The sequence below is a fragment of the Achromobacter insuavis genome, assembly GCF_902859645.1.
In the GTDB taxonomy this organism is placed as follows: Bacteria; Pseudomonadota; Gammaproteobacteria; order Burkholderiales; family Burkholderiaceae_B; genus Achromobacter; species Achromobacter insuavis.
The window spans coordinates 98,946-113,290 of sequence record NZ_CADIJR010000012.1 but is presented as its reverse complement, the minus strand read 5'-3'; the positions used below and the strand labels follow the sequence as shown (position 1 = coordinate 113,290).

Sequence of the window (14,345 nt, the reverse complement as noted above, 5' to 3'; positions counted from 1 at the left end):
CGCCCCGGCCCAGCGCCCGGCGCCGCAGCAGCGTCCCGCGCCCCAGGCAGCGCCCGCCGGCGGCGGCGCCAACCTGGCCGACATGGACGACGATATTCCGTTCTGATCGCGTCCACGCGGCAGTTCACGAACAAAGCCCGGCAAGCCTTGCGCTTGCCGGGCTTTGTGCCGTTTGGGCGCCGCCAAGGCTGCGCTGCGGCGGGAAGCCGCTGTTTTTCCAGGGAAATCTCGCCAGCTATCCACAGGCTGTGCACAGCATTTCAACAGCTTGCCCACTGATTTTCGGGTCTTGTCCACCGCTTGTTCACAGGGCCTGCCAGACAGGTCCCTGGCGCCCTCGGGCCGGCGAGGCGGTGCCTCAACCGGCCGGATTTCGGATCCGTGCTTCGCCACCCGCCTGCAAGCCGCCCGCAGGCTGGATCTACAGGTAGCGGGAGGGCTTGCTGTCCACAGGCTGCGCACAGCATATGCACAGCTTGTGCACCGTGATTCGGGGTTTTTCCACAGCTTTTCAACAGGGGTGAAAGGGCGCATTCCGGCATCGCTGCAACGGCGTGATGTTTCCAACGGAGGCAGTGCCGCCCGCGAGGGCCGGGATCGTCCTATGCAGCCGCTGACGGACCGGCCGGAGGAGGAGGGGCTTCAGGCAGGCGCGGGGAGGAAAAGCGCAGTTCGGTGGTGTGAAATATTTAGTTTCATAAAAGCCTCTTGCGCTATCTATCTAGTAGTAGGTAAGATTCATCCATCGACGCAGCACCCAGCAACACCGCAGCGTCGCCCCAAACCAGAAATACAGTAGCACCCCTTTTTATTTGCCTTGTTATCTACCTATAAGTAGATAGTTTAAACGAAACACCCTAGCCATCGTTATCTGGAGATCACATCATGAAGACCCTCGTATCCGCCCTGATCCTGTCCGCCTCCTTCATCGGCGCCGCCCAAGCCGGCGAACTGGACTACCCGCCCGCCCTGAACACCCAAAGCACGGTGACCCGCGCCCAGGTGCAGCAAGAACTGGCTGCCGCCCGCGCCAACGGTGAACTGGCCACGACCGAAGAAGGCTACGCCGCCACCGCGTTCGCCAGCGCCAGCGACAAGAGCCGCGCCCAGGTGAAGCAGGAACTGGCCGCCGCCCGCGCCCAAGGCCTGACCGAAAGTGGCGAACTGGACTATCCGCCCGTCCAAGGCTGATTTTTTTCCCATCGAATCTATCTACAGATAGATAGCAACAACGTAATCGTGCCGTACTGATCCTTACTGGAGATCCACCATGAAGACCCTCGTATCCGCCCTGATCCTGACCGCTTCGTTCCTGGGCGCCGCCCATGCGGGTGAACTGGACTATCCGCCCGCCGTGGACACCCACAGCACGGTGACCCGCGCCCAAGTGCAGCAAGAACTGGCCGCCGCCCGCGCCAACGGCGAACTGGCCAGCGGTGAAGAAGGCTACGCCGCCACCGCCTTCGCCAGCGCCGGCGACAAGAGCCGCGCCCAGGTGAAGCAGGAACTGGCCGCCGCGCGCGCCCAGGGTCTGACCGAAAGCGGCGAACTGGACTACCCGCCCGTCCAAGGCTGAGTCCGATGACGGCCACTGCGAACCCCGGGGGGCGGGATCATTCCCGGCCGGGGTTCGCACGGTTGCATCGGATCACCGCCTAGGGATACCGCCGATGACGAACCGACCTATTAGTAGGTAATATTCAGCCATGGACACTCCGACCCCCAACACCACCCGCGACCAGCTTTTGGCCCATGCCGAAAAGCTGATCCGTACCCGCGGCTGCAACGGCTTCAGCTATCGCGACCTGGCCGAGCACGTGGGCGTGAAGACGTCCAGCATCCACTACTACTTTCCCGGCAAGGACGACCTGCTCTACGAGGCCGTCGAAGCCTACAGCGCTCGCGCCCTGGCGTCGGTGCGCAGCATCGACACCGCGCAGCCGGCCCACGCCCAGCTCGACGCCTACCTGTCGATGATGGAATCGAAGGCTTGCGGCCACGGCGAACTGTGCCTGGGCGGCATGTTGGCCGCCGAAATGATGAGCCTGCCCGACCGCGTGCGCGGCGCGCTGCAGGGATTCTTCCGTGCGCACGAAGCCTGGCTCACCCGTGTATTGGCGCAAGGCGCCGAAGAGGGCACCTTGAAGTTTTCGGGCACCGCCGAAGCGGCCGGCCGGGCGGTGTTCGCCACGGTGCAGGGCTGCATGCTGGTGTCACGCCTGTTCCAGGCGCCGCCGGCCCTGTGCGAAGCGATCAGCGCCCTGTACGTCGAGTGCCAGGACAAGCCCGCCGCCTGATCCATCCGTTTTTCCAGTGCCACGGCCGCAACGCGCAAGCGTGCGGCCGTTGTGTTTTTGGCGCGGGCGGCGCGGGGGTATTACCCCAGGGCGCGCGCCATGTCCGCGCTGCTGCGCGCCTGCATGCCGAGGTCGCGCATGCGCTGCAGGAAAGCGGACTGCGCGTCGGCGAAGCCGGTGACCGGACTGATGCAGTCGGTCAGCAGCACCACGCGCGACAGGTTGCCGCCCGGCAGATGTTCGGCGAGGTGCTCGACCGTGGCCTTGACGCAATGGCTGCCCGCCACGCCGGCCACGATGATGAGATCGGAGCGGTCCAGCGAGTCCAGCAGCTTGCGGTTGAGCTGGCTGCGCGGATCATCGGCATCGGGCACTTCGGCCATCAGCGCGCTGTAGTGCTCGGTCCAGGGGTTGGCGCCCTTGGGCACCTTGCGCACGATGTACTGGCTTTCCTCTTCCCAGCGGCCATAGGCGGCGCGCACGTCCGGGTGGACGTTGTGGCCCCAGGTGCCGATCTCGCAGTGCACCGGCCAGACCATCAAGGTGTAGCGGCCGCGCGTCTCCAGTTCGTCCAGATAGGACAGCGTGCGCGGCAGGTCGTCGACGTGGCGGGGCAGGAAGGCGCCCGAACGCACCTGGCTGGCGGTGATGGGCGTGAAGGGCGCCACCGGGCGGCCGTCGCCGCCGCGCCAGAAGGTCGGATGGGCGATGTCGAGCCGATGGTGCGAATCCAGCGTGACGGTGACGGCCGACAGCGCGGGCGCGGCGACATCGATGAAGCGCGCCAGCCGCTGCATGTCGGCATGCGCGCCCGGCACCGGCAACGCGGGCGCGGTGGCGCGGCCGGTCAGCGGATCGACGGGGAGATATTCCGCGGGGAGGTCGCAGAAATCGTTTTGCGGATCGATGATCAGTAGGTGAACGGAGCGCGACATGGGGGCAGTGACGGGGAGTGAATGTGAAATATAGACCGGGATGCGCGCCGCGGGCGAGCGCCACGCGCCGGCCCGCCCCGGGGACCGGCCTGCCCGCCGGTGGCCGCGCCTAGAACAGCACCAGATGGTGCGGCTGGTCCGGCAACTGGCGCAGGAGGGCGCGCCACAGCAGCCAGAGACGCGCCAGCGCCGCGATGACGACGGCCCCGCCGATGTAGAAGACCATGATCTCGTTCCTTGTCCAAAAATTCGCACGATCGTGCGAAATTATCCGAAAGAAATACCGGCCCGTGCCGGTATCCGTTGCAACGACTACGTGATGTACTGGAAGCTGCGATACGTGGAAATCAGCCGTTCGTACGCGGCCCGCACCCGTTCGCGGGCGCGCGGATCGCGCAGGAAACGGGCGTCGTGCATCAGCCCGATCATCAGGCTGTAGACCTCGAACACCAGCTGTTCCGGATCGGTGTCCGGGCGCAGGTGGCCTTCTTCCAATGCCTGGCCGACCGTGCGCACCATGGCGGCGCGCCAGCGCTTGAGGCGCTCTTCAAGCACCGCCCGCAGCGGCGACTCGACGTCGTCGAACTCGAAGGCGCCGGCCACGTAGATGCAGCCGGTCAGCAGCTCGACGTTGCAGGCGCGCTCGATCCAGAGCGTGACAAGCGCGTTCAACCGCGGCAGGCCGCGGGGCTGGGCCATGGCGGGCGTGAAGACGGCCGCCACGAAGCGGCGGTCGTATTCCTCGAGCACGGCCTGCTGCAGGGCTTCGCGCGATCCCACCCGCGAGAACACGCCGCTCTTGCTGATGCCCAGGCGCTTGGCCAATTGACCGAGCGACAGGCTTTCCAGCCCCTGGGCGGCGGCCATGTCGAGGGCCGCGTCCACAATGGCCGCGAAGGTCAGTTCGCTTTTTTCGGTCTTGGCAGTCATGTCGGAAATTTAGCACGACTGTGCGAAAAAAGCGCGATCAACGCGCCGGGTCGGGGCCGCGCACCCCAAAAAAACCGGGCAGCCTGGGCTGCCCGGTGTCCAGGTGTTGCGCGTGCCGAGGCGGAAGACTCAGGCGCGGGCGGCCTTGAATTCCAGGCGGAACTTGTGCAGCAGCGGCTCGGTGTAGCCGTTGGGCTGGGTCAGGCCCTCGAACACCAGCGCGCAGGCGGCCTTGAACGCCAGCGAGCTGTCGAAGTGGCCCGCCATCGGCAGGTAGTGGGGATCGCCGGCGTTCTGGCCGTCCACCACCTTGGCCATGCGCTTGAAGGTCTCCATGACCTGGTCGTTGTTGGTCACGCCGTGGCGCAGCCAGTTGGCGATGTGCTGGCTGGAGATGCGCAGCGTGGCGCGGTCTTCCATGAGGCCGACGTTGTGGATGTCCGGCACCTTGGAGCAGCCCACGCCCTGGTCGATCCAGCGGACCACGTAGCCCAGGATGCCCTGCACGTTGTTGTCCAGTTCCTGCTGGATGTCGGCGGCGGACCACTTGCTGCGGTCGCCCACCGGCACCGTCAGCAGGCCGGCCAGCAGTTCGTCGCGCACGCTGTCGAGCTTGGTGCGCTCGAGTTCCTGCTGGACCGCCTGCACGTCCACCTGATGGTAGTGCAGCGCGTGCAGCGTGGCGGCGGTGGGAGAGGGCACCCAGGCCGTATTGGCGCCGGCCTTGGGATGGGCGATCTTCTGTTCGAGCATGGCGGCCATCAGGTCGGGCATGGCCCACATGCCCTTGCCGATCTGCGCGCGGCCGCGCAGGCCGGCGTCCAGGCCGACCAGCACGTTGTTGCGCTCGTAGGCGGTGATCCAGGCGGTGGACTTCATGTCGCCCTTGCGCAGCATGGGGCCGGCTTCCATGCTCGAATGCATTTCGTCGCCGGTGCGGTCGAGGAAGCCGGTGTTGATGAACGCCACGCGCGACGCCGCGGCCTGGATGCAGGCCTTCAGGTTGATGCTGGTGCGGCGCTCTTCGTCCATGATGCCCATTTTCAGGGTGTTGCGCGGCAGGCCCAGCAGGTCCTCGACGCGATCGAACAGCTCGCTGGCGAACGCGGCCTCGACCGGGCCGTGCATCTTGGGCTTGACGATGTAGACCGAGCCGGTGCGCGAGTTGAGCTTGCGCTCGCGATCCTGCAGCGCCGCCAGGCTGGTGACCACGGCGTCGAGGATGCCCTCGGGGATCTCCTGGCCGTCGCGGTCCAGCACCGCCGGGTTGGTCATGAGGTGGCCGACGTTGCGCACGAACATCAGCGAGCGGCCATGCAGCGTCAGCGCCGAGCCGTCCGGACGCGTGTACTGGCGGTCCGCGTTGAGCTTGCGGGTGAAGGTCTTGCCGCCCTTGGTGACGTCCTCGGTCAGGTCGCCCTTCATCAGGCCGAGCCAGTTGCGGTAGATGTGGACCTTGTCTTCGGCGTCGACCGCGGCGACCGAGTCCTCGCAATCCATGATGGTGGTCAGCGCGGCCTCGACCAGCACGTCCTTGACGCCAGCGGCATCGGTGGCGCCGATGCTGTGGGCGCGGTCGACCTGGATCTCGAAATGCAGGCCGTTGTTCTTGAGGAGGATGGCCGTGGGCGCGCTGGCGTCGCCCTGGTAGCCGGTGAACTGCGCCGGCGTCTTGAGCGTGGTGGCGCCGCTGGCCAGCGCGATCTTCAGCTGGCCGTTCTCGACCGTGTAGCCGCGGGCGTCGGCGTGCGAGCCCTGCGCCAGCGGCGCGGCGGTATCGAGGAACTGGCGGGCGCGGGCGATGACGGCGCGGCCGCGCTCGGGGTTGTAGCCGGCGCCGTTGTCGCCCGGCGTGGCGGGAATCGCGTCGGTGCCGTAAAGGGCATCGTACAGGCTGCCCCAGCGCGCGTTGGCCGCGTTCAGCGCATAGCGCGAGTTGGACATCGGCACGACCAGCTGCGGACCGGCCTGTTGCGAGATTTCGGTATCGACGTGGTCGGTGGTGGCGCGCACCGAGGCAGGCTGCGGCAGCAGGTAGCCGATGCCTTCCAGGAACTGGCGGTAGGCCGCCGGATCGGCGATCGGGCCCGGATGGGCGCGATGCCAGGCGTCGAGTTCGGCCTGCAGGCGGTCGCGTTCGGCCAGCAGGGCGCGGTTCTTGGGCGCCAGGTCATGCACCAGGGCCGCGAATCCCTTCCAGAACGCGTCGGCATCCAGGCCGGAGCCGGGCAACGCTTCCTTTTCGATGAACTGGCTGAGATTGGCCGCCACTTGCAGGCCGTGGTGCTGGGTGCGTTGAGTCATGCGGATCTCTGACGGTAGTAGGTCTGGGCGGCGCGGGCGCCGGGCGAATCGGTCCTGACATCATCGTTCGCACCCGACCCAAAGTCCATATCAAAAACCGCTGGTCATACCAGTTTATTTGGCGGAGGTCCGGCAAACATCGTTTTTTTATGGTTCTATATCAGTCACTTACAAAGGCAGGGAGCGACGGACCAAGGATGGCGGCGGTATGGTCATACCACTGGTCCGGAGAACGCAATGCACGCGGAAACTGAAGCGAAACCCCGCCAGGTGGCGGACGAGGTGGCGGAGCGCATCGAGCGCCTGATCCTGGACGGCGTCCTGAAGGCCGGCCAGGCCTTGCCATCGGAGCGGCGGCTCACGGAAAAACTGGGCGTGTCGCGCACCGCGCTGCGCGAAGGGCTCAAGCTGCTGCGCGCGCGCGAGATCATCCATACCTCGCAGGGCAAGGGCTCGTTCGTGGCCCGCATCTCGAAGGTGGACGCCGGGCCGCTGATGCATCTGTTCAATTCGCAGCCGCGCACGCTGTATGACCTGCTGGAAGTGCGCTCGCTGCTGGAGGCGGATTCGGCGCGGCTGGCGGCCTTGCGCGGCACCGAGGCCGATTTCATCATGATCCGTCGGCGCTACGACGATATGGTGAACACGCAGGCCGCGGACACCGCCACGCACGCGCACCTGGATCATGCCTTTCACCTGGCCATCTGCGAGGCCTCGCACAATCCGGTGCTGGTGCACACGCTGCAGTCGCTCAACGACCTGATGCTCGGTTCGGTGTTCGCCTGTGTGAACAACCTGTACCACCGCGAGCCGGAGAAGCGCCAGATCGACAAGCAGCACGCGCGGCTATTCAATGCCGTGATCGGCCGCCAGCCGGAGCAGGCGCGCCGCGCCGCGGCCGACCACGTCGACAGCGTGCGGCAGAACCTGGCCGAGATCGAACAGGAAGAGCAGCGTTTGGTGCGGGCGACGCTGCGCCTGGAAGGGTGGACCTGAACGCGACCGCGCGGATCGGGGCGGCGGACGGGCCGACAGCCGGCCCGCTGCGCGATGATGCCGCGCGCGTCGCCGGGCTCAGCGGTCTTCGGTCACGGCGCCGGCCAGGGCCAGCGGCTTGCCCGCATAGACGCGGCCAAAGCGGTTGGCCAGCAAGGCCTCCAGCGAGATCTGCTCCTGGCCCACGAAGCCGCGCTGCGGCAGCACCTGGTGGGCAACGAGATCCAGCGCCGCGCAAATGCCGGCCGCGGTCGACAGCTGGATGGCGCTGAGCCGGTGACCGTCGACGTCGGCGCCGAACACGCGGATGGGATAGGACTCTTCCTCCAGTCGGCCGTGACGGTGGCCCGAGGCTTGCGCCTGGATGACGATGACATCCTGCTCGGTGGTGGGAATCGCGGTCTCGAAGATGTCCTTGAGCAGGTCGCGACGATCGCGCAGGCGCAGGTCATTGAGCAGCAGCTTCATCAGGTTGCAGTGCCCGGGATAGCGCACCGACTTGTAGTCCACGTTGCGGGCGCGTCCCAGCAAGGTCGCCGGCAAGGTGCCCAGGCCGCCCGAGGTGTTGAAGGCCTCGTACTCGACCCCATCCAGCGCGAAGGTCTCGTAGCCTTCGAGCGCCGGCACGCTGGTCAATTGGCCGTCGACGATGGCCTCGCACGGATTGCAGTATTCGTTGATCAACCCTTCCGTGCTCCAGGTCAGGTTGTAGCGCAGGCTGTTGGACGGGTAGCGCGGCAATGCGCCCACGCGCATGCGCAGGTCCAGCAGGGTGTCGAAGCGCCGCGCCAGCGCATTGCCGACGATGCCGATGAAGCCCGGCGCCAGGCCGCACTGCGGCATCAGCACCGCGCGGGCGTCGCTGGCCAACGCCTGGATGGCATGGGTGCTGGCGACGTCTTCGGTTAGGTCGAAATAGTGCACGCCGGCCTGGGCGCACAACTGCGCGACCGCGATGGCGCGATGGAACGGCAGGGCGTTGACCACCGCGTAGCGGCCCTCGATGCAGCGGGCCAGCGATGCGTCGTCGCTGATCTGGCGCGTCTCGCAACCCAATTCCGCGACAACGCGCAGCCGCGCCGGATCCTGGTCGGCCACCAGGACCGAATAGTCGCCGCTGCGCTCGAGCATCAGGGCGATGGCGAAACCGATTTTGCCGGCGCCCAGGAGGAGGATGGGCTTGGGGGAGGGGGACATGGTGCGGCTCCTGCATAGAGGGGGATGGGTTGGCCTCATCCTATGCGCGGGCGCTGTCGATTTGTAGATAGCAAAGCGTCGTAACGGTTTTAAGTAACGTCGTTATGACTTAATTGACGGTCGAAACGTCAAAAAGAAAAGCCCCCCGGGTGAGGCCGGAGGGCTTTGGGGGCGATTGCCGGGCCTGGAAGCCAGGCCGTGCAATCAGCTGCCCATGGGGGGGTAGTCCATGTTGCCGAAGGTGACCAGGCCTTCCGCCTTGGCTTGGGCCAGTTCGGTCTGGACCTGGCTGCGGCTCAGCGACGTGGTGCTGGCGGCGTGGGCGACGGGCGGGTAGTCCATGTTGCCGAAGGTGACTTCACCGGCATTCTTGGCCTGGGCCAGTTGGTCCTGCACTTGCTGCGAGGTCAGGCTCGACTTCGAGGCGATAGCGGCGGGGTAGCCTTCTTCGCCGAAGGTGTATTGGCCGGAAACCTTGGCTTGTTGCAGTTCGGCTTGAACCTGGGCGCGCGTCGGGCCTTGGTCGGCTTCAGCGGCTTGGGCGCCAGCGGCGGCCAGAACGGACATGGACAGCATCAAAGCGGTAGCAAGGGTTTTCATAGCAGACCTCCATATGTCTTGAGCTTGGGATCCGATCCTCTGGCCTGATTGCCGGGGGTCGCTTGCTGTGTCCCGATGAGATGCATTCTCGGCCCAAATAACCCTGGGATAAACCCTTATTACCTGAAAACATCTTTCCAAAATGAATACTAATCGGCTGGGAACTTACCAAATGGCACCATAGGTGGCGATATTTCCATTTGATGACGCAATAGGTAGTGGTTGGCGGCATTGGCCGCGGACGAGAGGGGCGGGGTAGGTTTCCGGCCCGCGGGGCAGGCAGCGGGCGTGCGCTCGCAAGCCGCGTCTCGGCAGGCGAGCGACGGGCGATAAAAAAAGGCGGTGCGGGGAGGCGCGGCGCGGAACCTGCCCCCTGGAGCGCGGGGCTCCGGGGGCGGATACGGCAAGGGTAAGGGGTCAGCGGTTCAGGTCGGCCAGCGCGGCGTCGTATTCGGCGCGGGCTTCGTCCAGCTTGCGCTGGGCCTTGTCGATCTTTTCCTGCTTGCCCTTGGCGCGAGCGGCCTTGAGCTCGTCTTCGCGCTCGGACACCTTGTTCTGCTTGTCGCGCACGTCGGCTTCGCGTTGCGATTGCAGGCGGCTGTCGGTGCAGTAGGCCTTGGCCTCTGCCAGCGCCTTCTGCAAGCCAGCCACCCGGTGCGTGTTGCCGTGGGCGCGCGCATACGTGATTTCGTTTTCGAGATGGCAGAACTTGGCAGCGCAGCCGCGCTGGGCCGAGCAATCGGTGGTGGCCTGGGCGTGGGCCGGCAGGGTGCCGAACAGGGCGCTGGCCGAGGCCAGTGCCAGCAGGGTTTTGGTCAGTGCGGACATGCGGAGTCTCCGTAAAGCGTGTCGGAACGGCCATCATCTCCCAAGCATGGCGCGTCCGCAATGCGCCGGATCAGCCGATCAGGGTGCCCGCGAGCGCCGCCGCGACCAGGATCGCGCCCAGCCAGAGGTTGGCGCGGAACAGCATGAAGTTGCGGTCGGGACGCTGGATGTCGAACACCTTCAACTGCCACGCCAGGTGCACGCCGATCGCCGCCATGCCGACGTAATAGGCCCACGACATGCCGATGGCATAGCCGCCCCAGGCCCACAGGATCACGGTGGCCAAATAGAAGCCGCCGATCCACAATTTGCCCTGGTCGCCGAAGCGCATGGCCGTGGAATGCAGGCCCAGGCTGCGGTCATCGCGCACATCGACGTAGGCGTAGATGCTGTCGTAGCCCACCTGCCACAGCACCGCGCCGAACCACATCGCGATGGCGGCCAGGGGCACGTGGTTCTGCGTATCCGACCAGGCCATCAGCATGCCCCAGTTGAAGCAGATGCCCAGGACGACCTGCGGCCAATAGGTGACGCGCTTGCACAGCGGATAGATGAAAACGAACGGCAAAACGGCCAGCGCGAGCCAGCGGCTCATGCCATTCAGGAAGAAAAGCAGCGAGCCGCAGACCACCAATTGGCCAAATAAAAACCAGACCGCATTACGCATGCTGAGCTGGCCGCTGGTCAACGGACGGAAGCGGGTGCGTTCGACGTGCTTGTCGAAGTCGCGGTCGCACATGTCGTTGACGGTGCAGCCGATGCCGCGCATCAGCAGCGCGCCCAGCGAGAACACCACCAGGCGTTGCAGGTCGGGCAGGCCGCCGGCTGCCTGGATCAGGGCGGCGATACAGGGCAGCAGCGTCAGCCAGGTGCCGATGGGGCGGTCGAGCCGGCACAGCCGGGCGTAGGGGCGCCACGATTTGGGCAGCCAACGTTCGACCCAGTCGGTGAAAACAATGTCGCTGAGGTCGACGGGAGAGGGTTGCGGAGCGCTCACTGTCACGGCGAAAGAAAAGGGAGGAAAGCCGACAGCATAAAACAACGGCCGGGCATCGCGCCCGGCCGTGGGACCGTCAAGCCTGGTCAGGACCCGGTTTTCAGGCCGTGTATTCCTTGAGCAGCTTGCCCAGGATGGCGATGCCGGTGCGGATCTTGTCTTCCGGCACGGTGGCGAAGCTCAGGCGCAGCGTGTTGGCGCGGCCGGCGCCGCTGTAGAACGGCGCGCCCGGCACGAACGCGACGTTCTGGGCGATGGCCTTTTCCAGCAGCTTGGTGCTGTCGATGTGCTCGGGCAGCGTCACCCAGATGAACATGCCGCCTTCGGGCTTGGTCCAGCTGACGGTGGCGGGGAATTCGCGCGCGATGGCGTCCAGCATGCAGCTGCCCTGGGCGCGGTAGATCTCGCGCACGTTGGGCAGGTGCTCTTCGAGGAAGCCGTCCTTGACGATTTCGTACACGGCCATCTGGGTCAGCGTGGGCGTGTGCAGGTCGGTGGCCTGCTTGGCCTGCACCAGCTTGTTGATCAGCGGACGGGCGGCGGCGATGTAGCCCAGGCGCAGGCCGGGGGCCAGCACCTTGGAGAACGTGCCCAGGCGCACGACGTTGGCGCCGTATTCGGCGGCCAGGGCGATCAGGCCCGGTTGCGGTTCGCCGGCGTAGCGCAGTTCACCGTAGGGATCGTCTTCGATGATGGTCAGGCCGAGCTCGGCGGCGCGCTTGACCAGCGCGATGCGGCGTTCCAGGCTGAGGGTGCGGCCGGTCGGGTTCTGGAAGTTGGGCAGCGCGTACAGGAAGCGGGCGCCAGCGGCCAGCTCGGGCGTGATGGCCTCGGGGATCAGGCCGCCGTCATCGGTGGGCACCGGCACGTACTTGGGCTGGTACAGGCTGAACGATTGCAGGGCGCCCAGGTAGCTGGGGTCTTCGACCAGCACCTTGCTGTCCTTGTCGACCAGCACCTTGCCCAGCAGGTCCAGCGCCTGCTGCGAGCCGGACACGATCAGGACCTGGTCGGCGGCGACATTGGCGCCGGCGCGGTTCAGGTCGTCGGCGACCCATTGGCGCAGCGGCGCGTAGCCTTCGGTGGGACCGTACTGCAGGGCGGCGCGGCCGTTGGTGGACAGTACCTTGTCGAATGCCGCACGCACCACTTCTACCGGGAAGCCGCCGGGCGCCGGCAGGCCGCCTGCGAACGAAATGACTTCGGGGCGCTCGGTGACCTTGAGGATCTCGCGGATCGCGGAGCTGGTGAGTTGCAGGGCGCGTTCGGAAAATGCGAACGTCGGTTCGAGAGGCTTGTCCATGGTTTGCTTCTTAATCAAGAAGGGGGTGACGGGGTGATGACAACGGCGCGGTAAAGACGTTACTGCGTAAACTATTGTCCCACAGCGTGGCAAGGTGGCCCCTTTATCGTGGGCAGCCCCTAAAATCACTTGCATCGATAATCGCCTGTACAGTTACATTTAGATATATGTTTGAAGCCGCCCCGATCACCGCCGATTCCAAGGCCGCGCTGTACGCCGAACTGGCCAAGCAGGCCCGCGCCCTGCTGGACGGCGAGCACGACCGCATCGCCAATGCCGCCAACCTGAGCGCGCTGGCCTACCAGGCGCTGCCCGACCTGAACTGGGTCGGGTTCTACCTGTTTGACGGCACCGAGCTGGTGCTGGGCCCGTTCCAGGGCAAGCCGGCCTGCGTGCGCATTCCGCTCAATCGCGGCGTGTGCGGCGCGGCCGCCAGCCAGCGCCAGACGCAGCTGGTGCCGGACGTGCACGCGTTCCCCGGCCACATCGCCTGCGACGCGGCCTCGCGTTCCGAGATCGTGGTGCCGCTGGTGCACCGGGGCGAGTTGATCGGCGTGTGGGACGTGGACAGCCCGGTGCCGGACCGCTTCGACGAAGACGATCGCCAGGGCATGGAAGCGCTGTGCGCGATCTTCCTGGCCAGCCTGCGTTGACAGCGTGGCGGCGGCCCGGTAGATTTGCGCATCGGTCGCTCGCGGCCGGTTTCAACCCTTTATTCCATTCATGATTCCTCAGGCCCTCCAGTCCGCTTTCCTGTTCCGCGCCCTCGGCGTGGTGACGGTTTGCGCCGGCCTGAAATCCAAAAAACAGCCGCTCATCTGACCGGAGCATGCTGTTCCGTCAGATGGGCGACGGAACAGCGGCCTCACGGCGGCGCCACGGCGCCTTCGCGCGCACCCCCTAGTATCCCGAGCACTTCTGTACGGTCCAACCACGGTCCGCTTACACCGAAGGAGTGTTCATGCAAACTCATCAATCCCCGTTCCAAGGCGTCTGGATTCCCCTGGTGACGCCGTTTTCCGGCGGCGCCGTCGATGGCGGGGCCTTGCGCCGCCTGGTGCGCCATTTCAAGGCCGCGGGCGTCGACGGCCTGGTCGTCTGCGGCAGCACGGGCGAAGCCGCGGCGCTCGATGACGCCGAGCAACTGGCGGTGCTGGACGCCGTGCTGAACGAGGCCGGCGCCATGCCGGTGGTGATGGGCCTGGCGGGCAATCACCAGGGCCACGTGCTGCAGCGGCTGGCCGCGTTCGGCACCCGGCCGCTGGCCGGCATCCTGGCGCCGGCGCCATACTACGTGCGCCCGGGCCAGGACGGCGCGGCCGCCTATTTCCGCAGCCTGGCCGATGCCTCGCGCTTTCCCCTGGTGCTGTACGACATTCCCTATCGCACAGGCACAACGCTGGAGACCGCGACATTGCTGTCGCTGGCCGCGCATCCGAACATCGCCGCGATCAAGGACTGCGGCGGTTCGCTCGACAAGACCCTGGCGCTGATCGCCGACGGCAACATGAACGTGCTGGCGGGCGAGGACCTGCAATCGCTGTCGCTGCTGTGCCTGGGCGGCAGCGGCCTGATCGCGGCGGCCGCGCATATCCGTCCCGATCTGTTCGTGGCCATGCACCAGGCGGTGCGGGCGCAGCAGCTGGACCTGGCGCGCAGGCTGTTCCAGGCGCTGGCGCCGGTGATCCAGCTGGCCTTCGCCGAACCCAACCCGGGACCGGTCAAGGCACAGCTGGGGCGCCAGGGGCTGCTCAGCGACGAGCTGCGCGAACCCATGCCGGCCGCCAGCGCGGCGCTGGCGCGGCGCATGGACGCTGCGGTAGCGGGCCTGAACCGGCAGTTTCCCTGCCAATAGCGGGAAGTTGCGCCCGGGCGCGGCAGCTTTGTGGCGCCCGGATTCATTTGGTAATAAATGTCTCACCGCGAGGCTGACGGATTGCTTATGATGCGGCCATTCT

The 14,345-nt window shown here is 66.3% G+C and carries 14 protein-coding genes; 6 read left to right on the top strand and 8 right to left on the bottom strand.

Going from position 1 to position 14,345, the window contains the following annotated elements; genetic code table 11:
- Positions 1-885: 885 nt before the first annotated feature.
- From H0523_RS09575 to H0523_RS09565, 3 genes are all read left to right on the top strand, one after another.
- Positions 886-1,191: a DUF4148 domain-containing protein gene (locus H0523_RS09575; protein WP_054430874.1), complete on the top strand. Its 306-nt coding sequence runs from the start codon at positions 886-888 to the stop codon at positions 1,189-1,191.
- A gap of 79 nt (positions 1,192-1,270) precedes the next feature.
- Positions 1,271-1,576: a DUF4148 domain-containing protein gene (locus H0523_RS09570; RefSeq protein ID WP_054430871.1), complete on the top strand. Its 306-nt coding sequence runs from the start codon at positions 1,271-1,273 to the stop codon at positions 1,574-1,576.
- Between the two features lie 130 nt (positions 1,577-1,706).
- Positions 1,707-2,297: a TetR/AcrR family transcriptional regulator gene (locus H0523_RS09565; RefSeq protein WP_054430869.1), complete on the top strand. Its 591-nt coding sequence runs from the start codon at positions 1,707-1,709 to the stop codon at positions 2,295-2,297.
- 80 nt (positions 2,298-2,377) lie between these two features.
- On the opposite strand, the gene H0523_RS09560 is transcribed toward H0523_RS09565, so the two are convergent.
- The 3 genes from H0523_RS09560 to H0523_RS09550 form a co-directional block, all read right to left on the bottom strand.
- On the bottom strand, positions 2,378-3,232 hold the full coding sequence (locus tag H0523_RS09560) for a cysteine hydrolase family protein (protein WP_054430867.1): 855 nt from the start codon (positions 3,230-3,232) through the stop codon (positions 2,378-2,380).
- 312 nt (positions 3,233-3,544) lie between these two features.
- Complete coding sequence (locus tag H0523_RS09555) at positions 3,545-4,162, bottom strand: TetR/AcrR family transcriptional regulator (protein ID WP_054430865.1); 618 nt, start codon at positions 4,160-4,162, stop codon at positions 3,545-3,547.
- Between the two features lie 129 nt (positions 4,163-4,291).
- The gene (locus H0523_RS09550; protein ID WP_054430863.1) at positions 4,292-6,466 is read right to left on the bottom strand and encodes a malate synthase G; all 2,175 of its coding nucleotides are present in this window, start codon (positions 6,464-6,466) and stop codon (positions 4,292-4,294) included.
- A 237-nt stretch (positions 6,467-6,703) separates the two neighbouring features.
- On the opposite strand from H0523_RS09550, the gene glcC reads away from it, so the two are divergent.
- Positions 6,704-7,462, top strand: coding sequence for a transcriptional regulator GlcC (gene glcC / locus H0523_RS09545; RefSeq protein ID WP_054430861.1), 759 nt, complete (start codon positions 6,704-6,706; stop codon positions 7,460-7,462).
- Positions 7,463-7,540: 78 nt separating this feature from the next.
- Here the strand turns inward: glcC and H0523_RS09540 are convergent, their stop codons facing one another.
- From H0523_RS09540 to H0523_RS09520, 5 genes are all read right to left on the bottom strand, one after another.
- Positions 7,541-8,659, bottom strand: coding sequence for a saccharopine dehydrogenase family protein (locus H0523_RS09540; protein WP_054430859.1), 1,119 nt, complete (start codon positions 8,657-8,659; stop codon positions 7,541-7,543).
- A gap of 204 nt (positions 8,660-8,863) precedes the next feature.
- Positions 8,864-9,259, bottom strand: a complete 396-nt coding sequence (locus tag H0523_RS09535; protein WP_082385634.1) for a DUF4148 domain-containing protein — start codon at positions 9,257-9,259, stop codon at positions 8,864-8,866.
- A gap of 417 nt (positions 9,260-9,676) precedes the next feature.
- The gene (locus tag H0523_RS09530; RefSeq protein WP_054430855.1) at positions 9,677-10,087 is read right to left on the bottom strand and encodes a DUF1090 domain-containing protein; all 411 of its coding nucleotides are present in this window, start codon (positions 10,085-10,087) and stop codon (positions 9,677-9,679) included.
- A gap of 70 nt (positions 10,088-10,157) precedes the next feature.
- Positions 10,158-11,084, bottom strand: a complete 927-nt coding sequence (ubiA, locus tag H0523_RS09525) for a 4-hydroxybenzoate octaprenyltransferase (RefSeq protein WP_054430852.1) — start codon at positions 11,082-11,084, stop codon at positions 10,158-10,160.
- Positions 11,085-11,184: 100 nt separating this feature from the next.
- Positions 11,185-12,387, bottom strand: a complete 1,203-nt coding sequence (locus tag H0523_RS09520) for an aminotransferase-like domain-containing protein (RefSeq protein WP_049077171.1) — start codon at positions 12,385-12,387, stop codon at positions 11,185-11,187.
- Between the two features lie 167 nt (positions 12,388-12,554).
- On the opposite strand from H0523_RS09520, the gene msrC reads away from it, so the two are divergent.
- Together msrC and dapA are read left to right on the top strand one after the other, a co-directional pair.
- Positions 12,555-13,040 (top strand): free L-methionine (R)-S-oxide reductase MsrC, encoded by a 486-nt coding sequence (gene msrC / locus H0523_RS09515; protein WP_054430850.1) that lies wholly within the window; start codon positions 12,555-12,557, stop codon positions 13,038-13,040.
- A 308-nt stretch (positions 13,041-13,348) separates the two neighbouring features.
- Positions 13,349-14,242, top strand: coding sequence for a 4-hydroxy-tetrahydrodipicolinate synthase (gene dapA, locus H0523_RS09510; protein ID WP_054430849.1), 894 nt, complete (start codon positions 13,349-13,351; stop codon positions 14,240-14,242).
- Positions 14,243-14,345 lie beyond the last annotated feature (103 nt).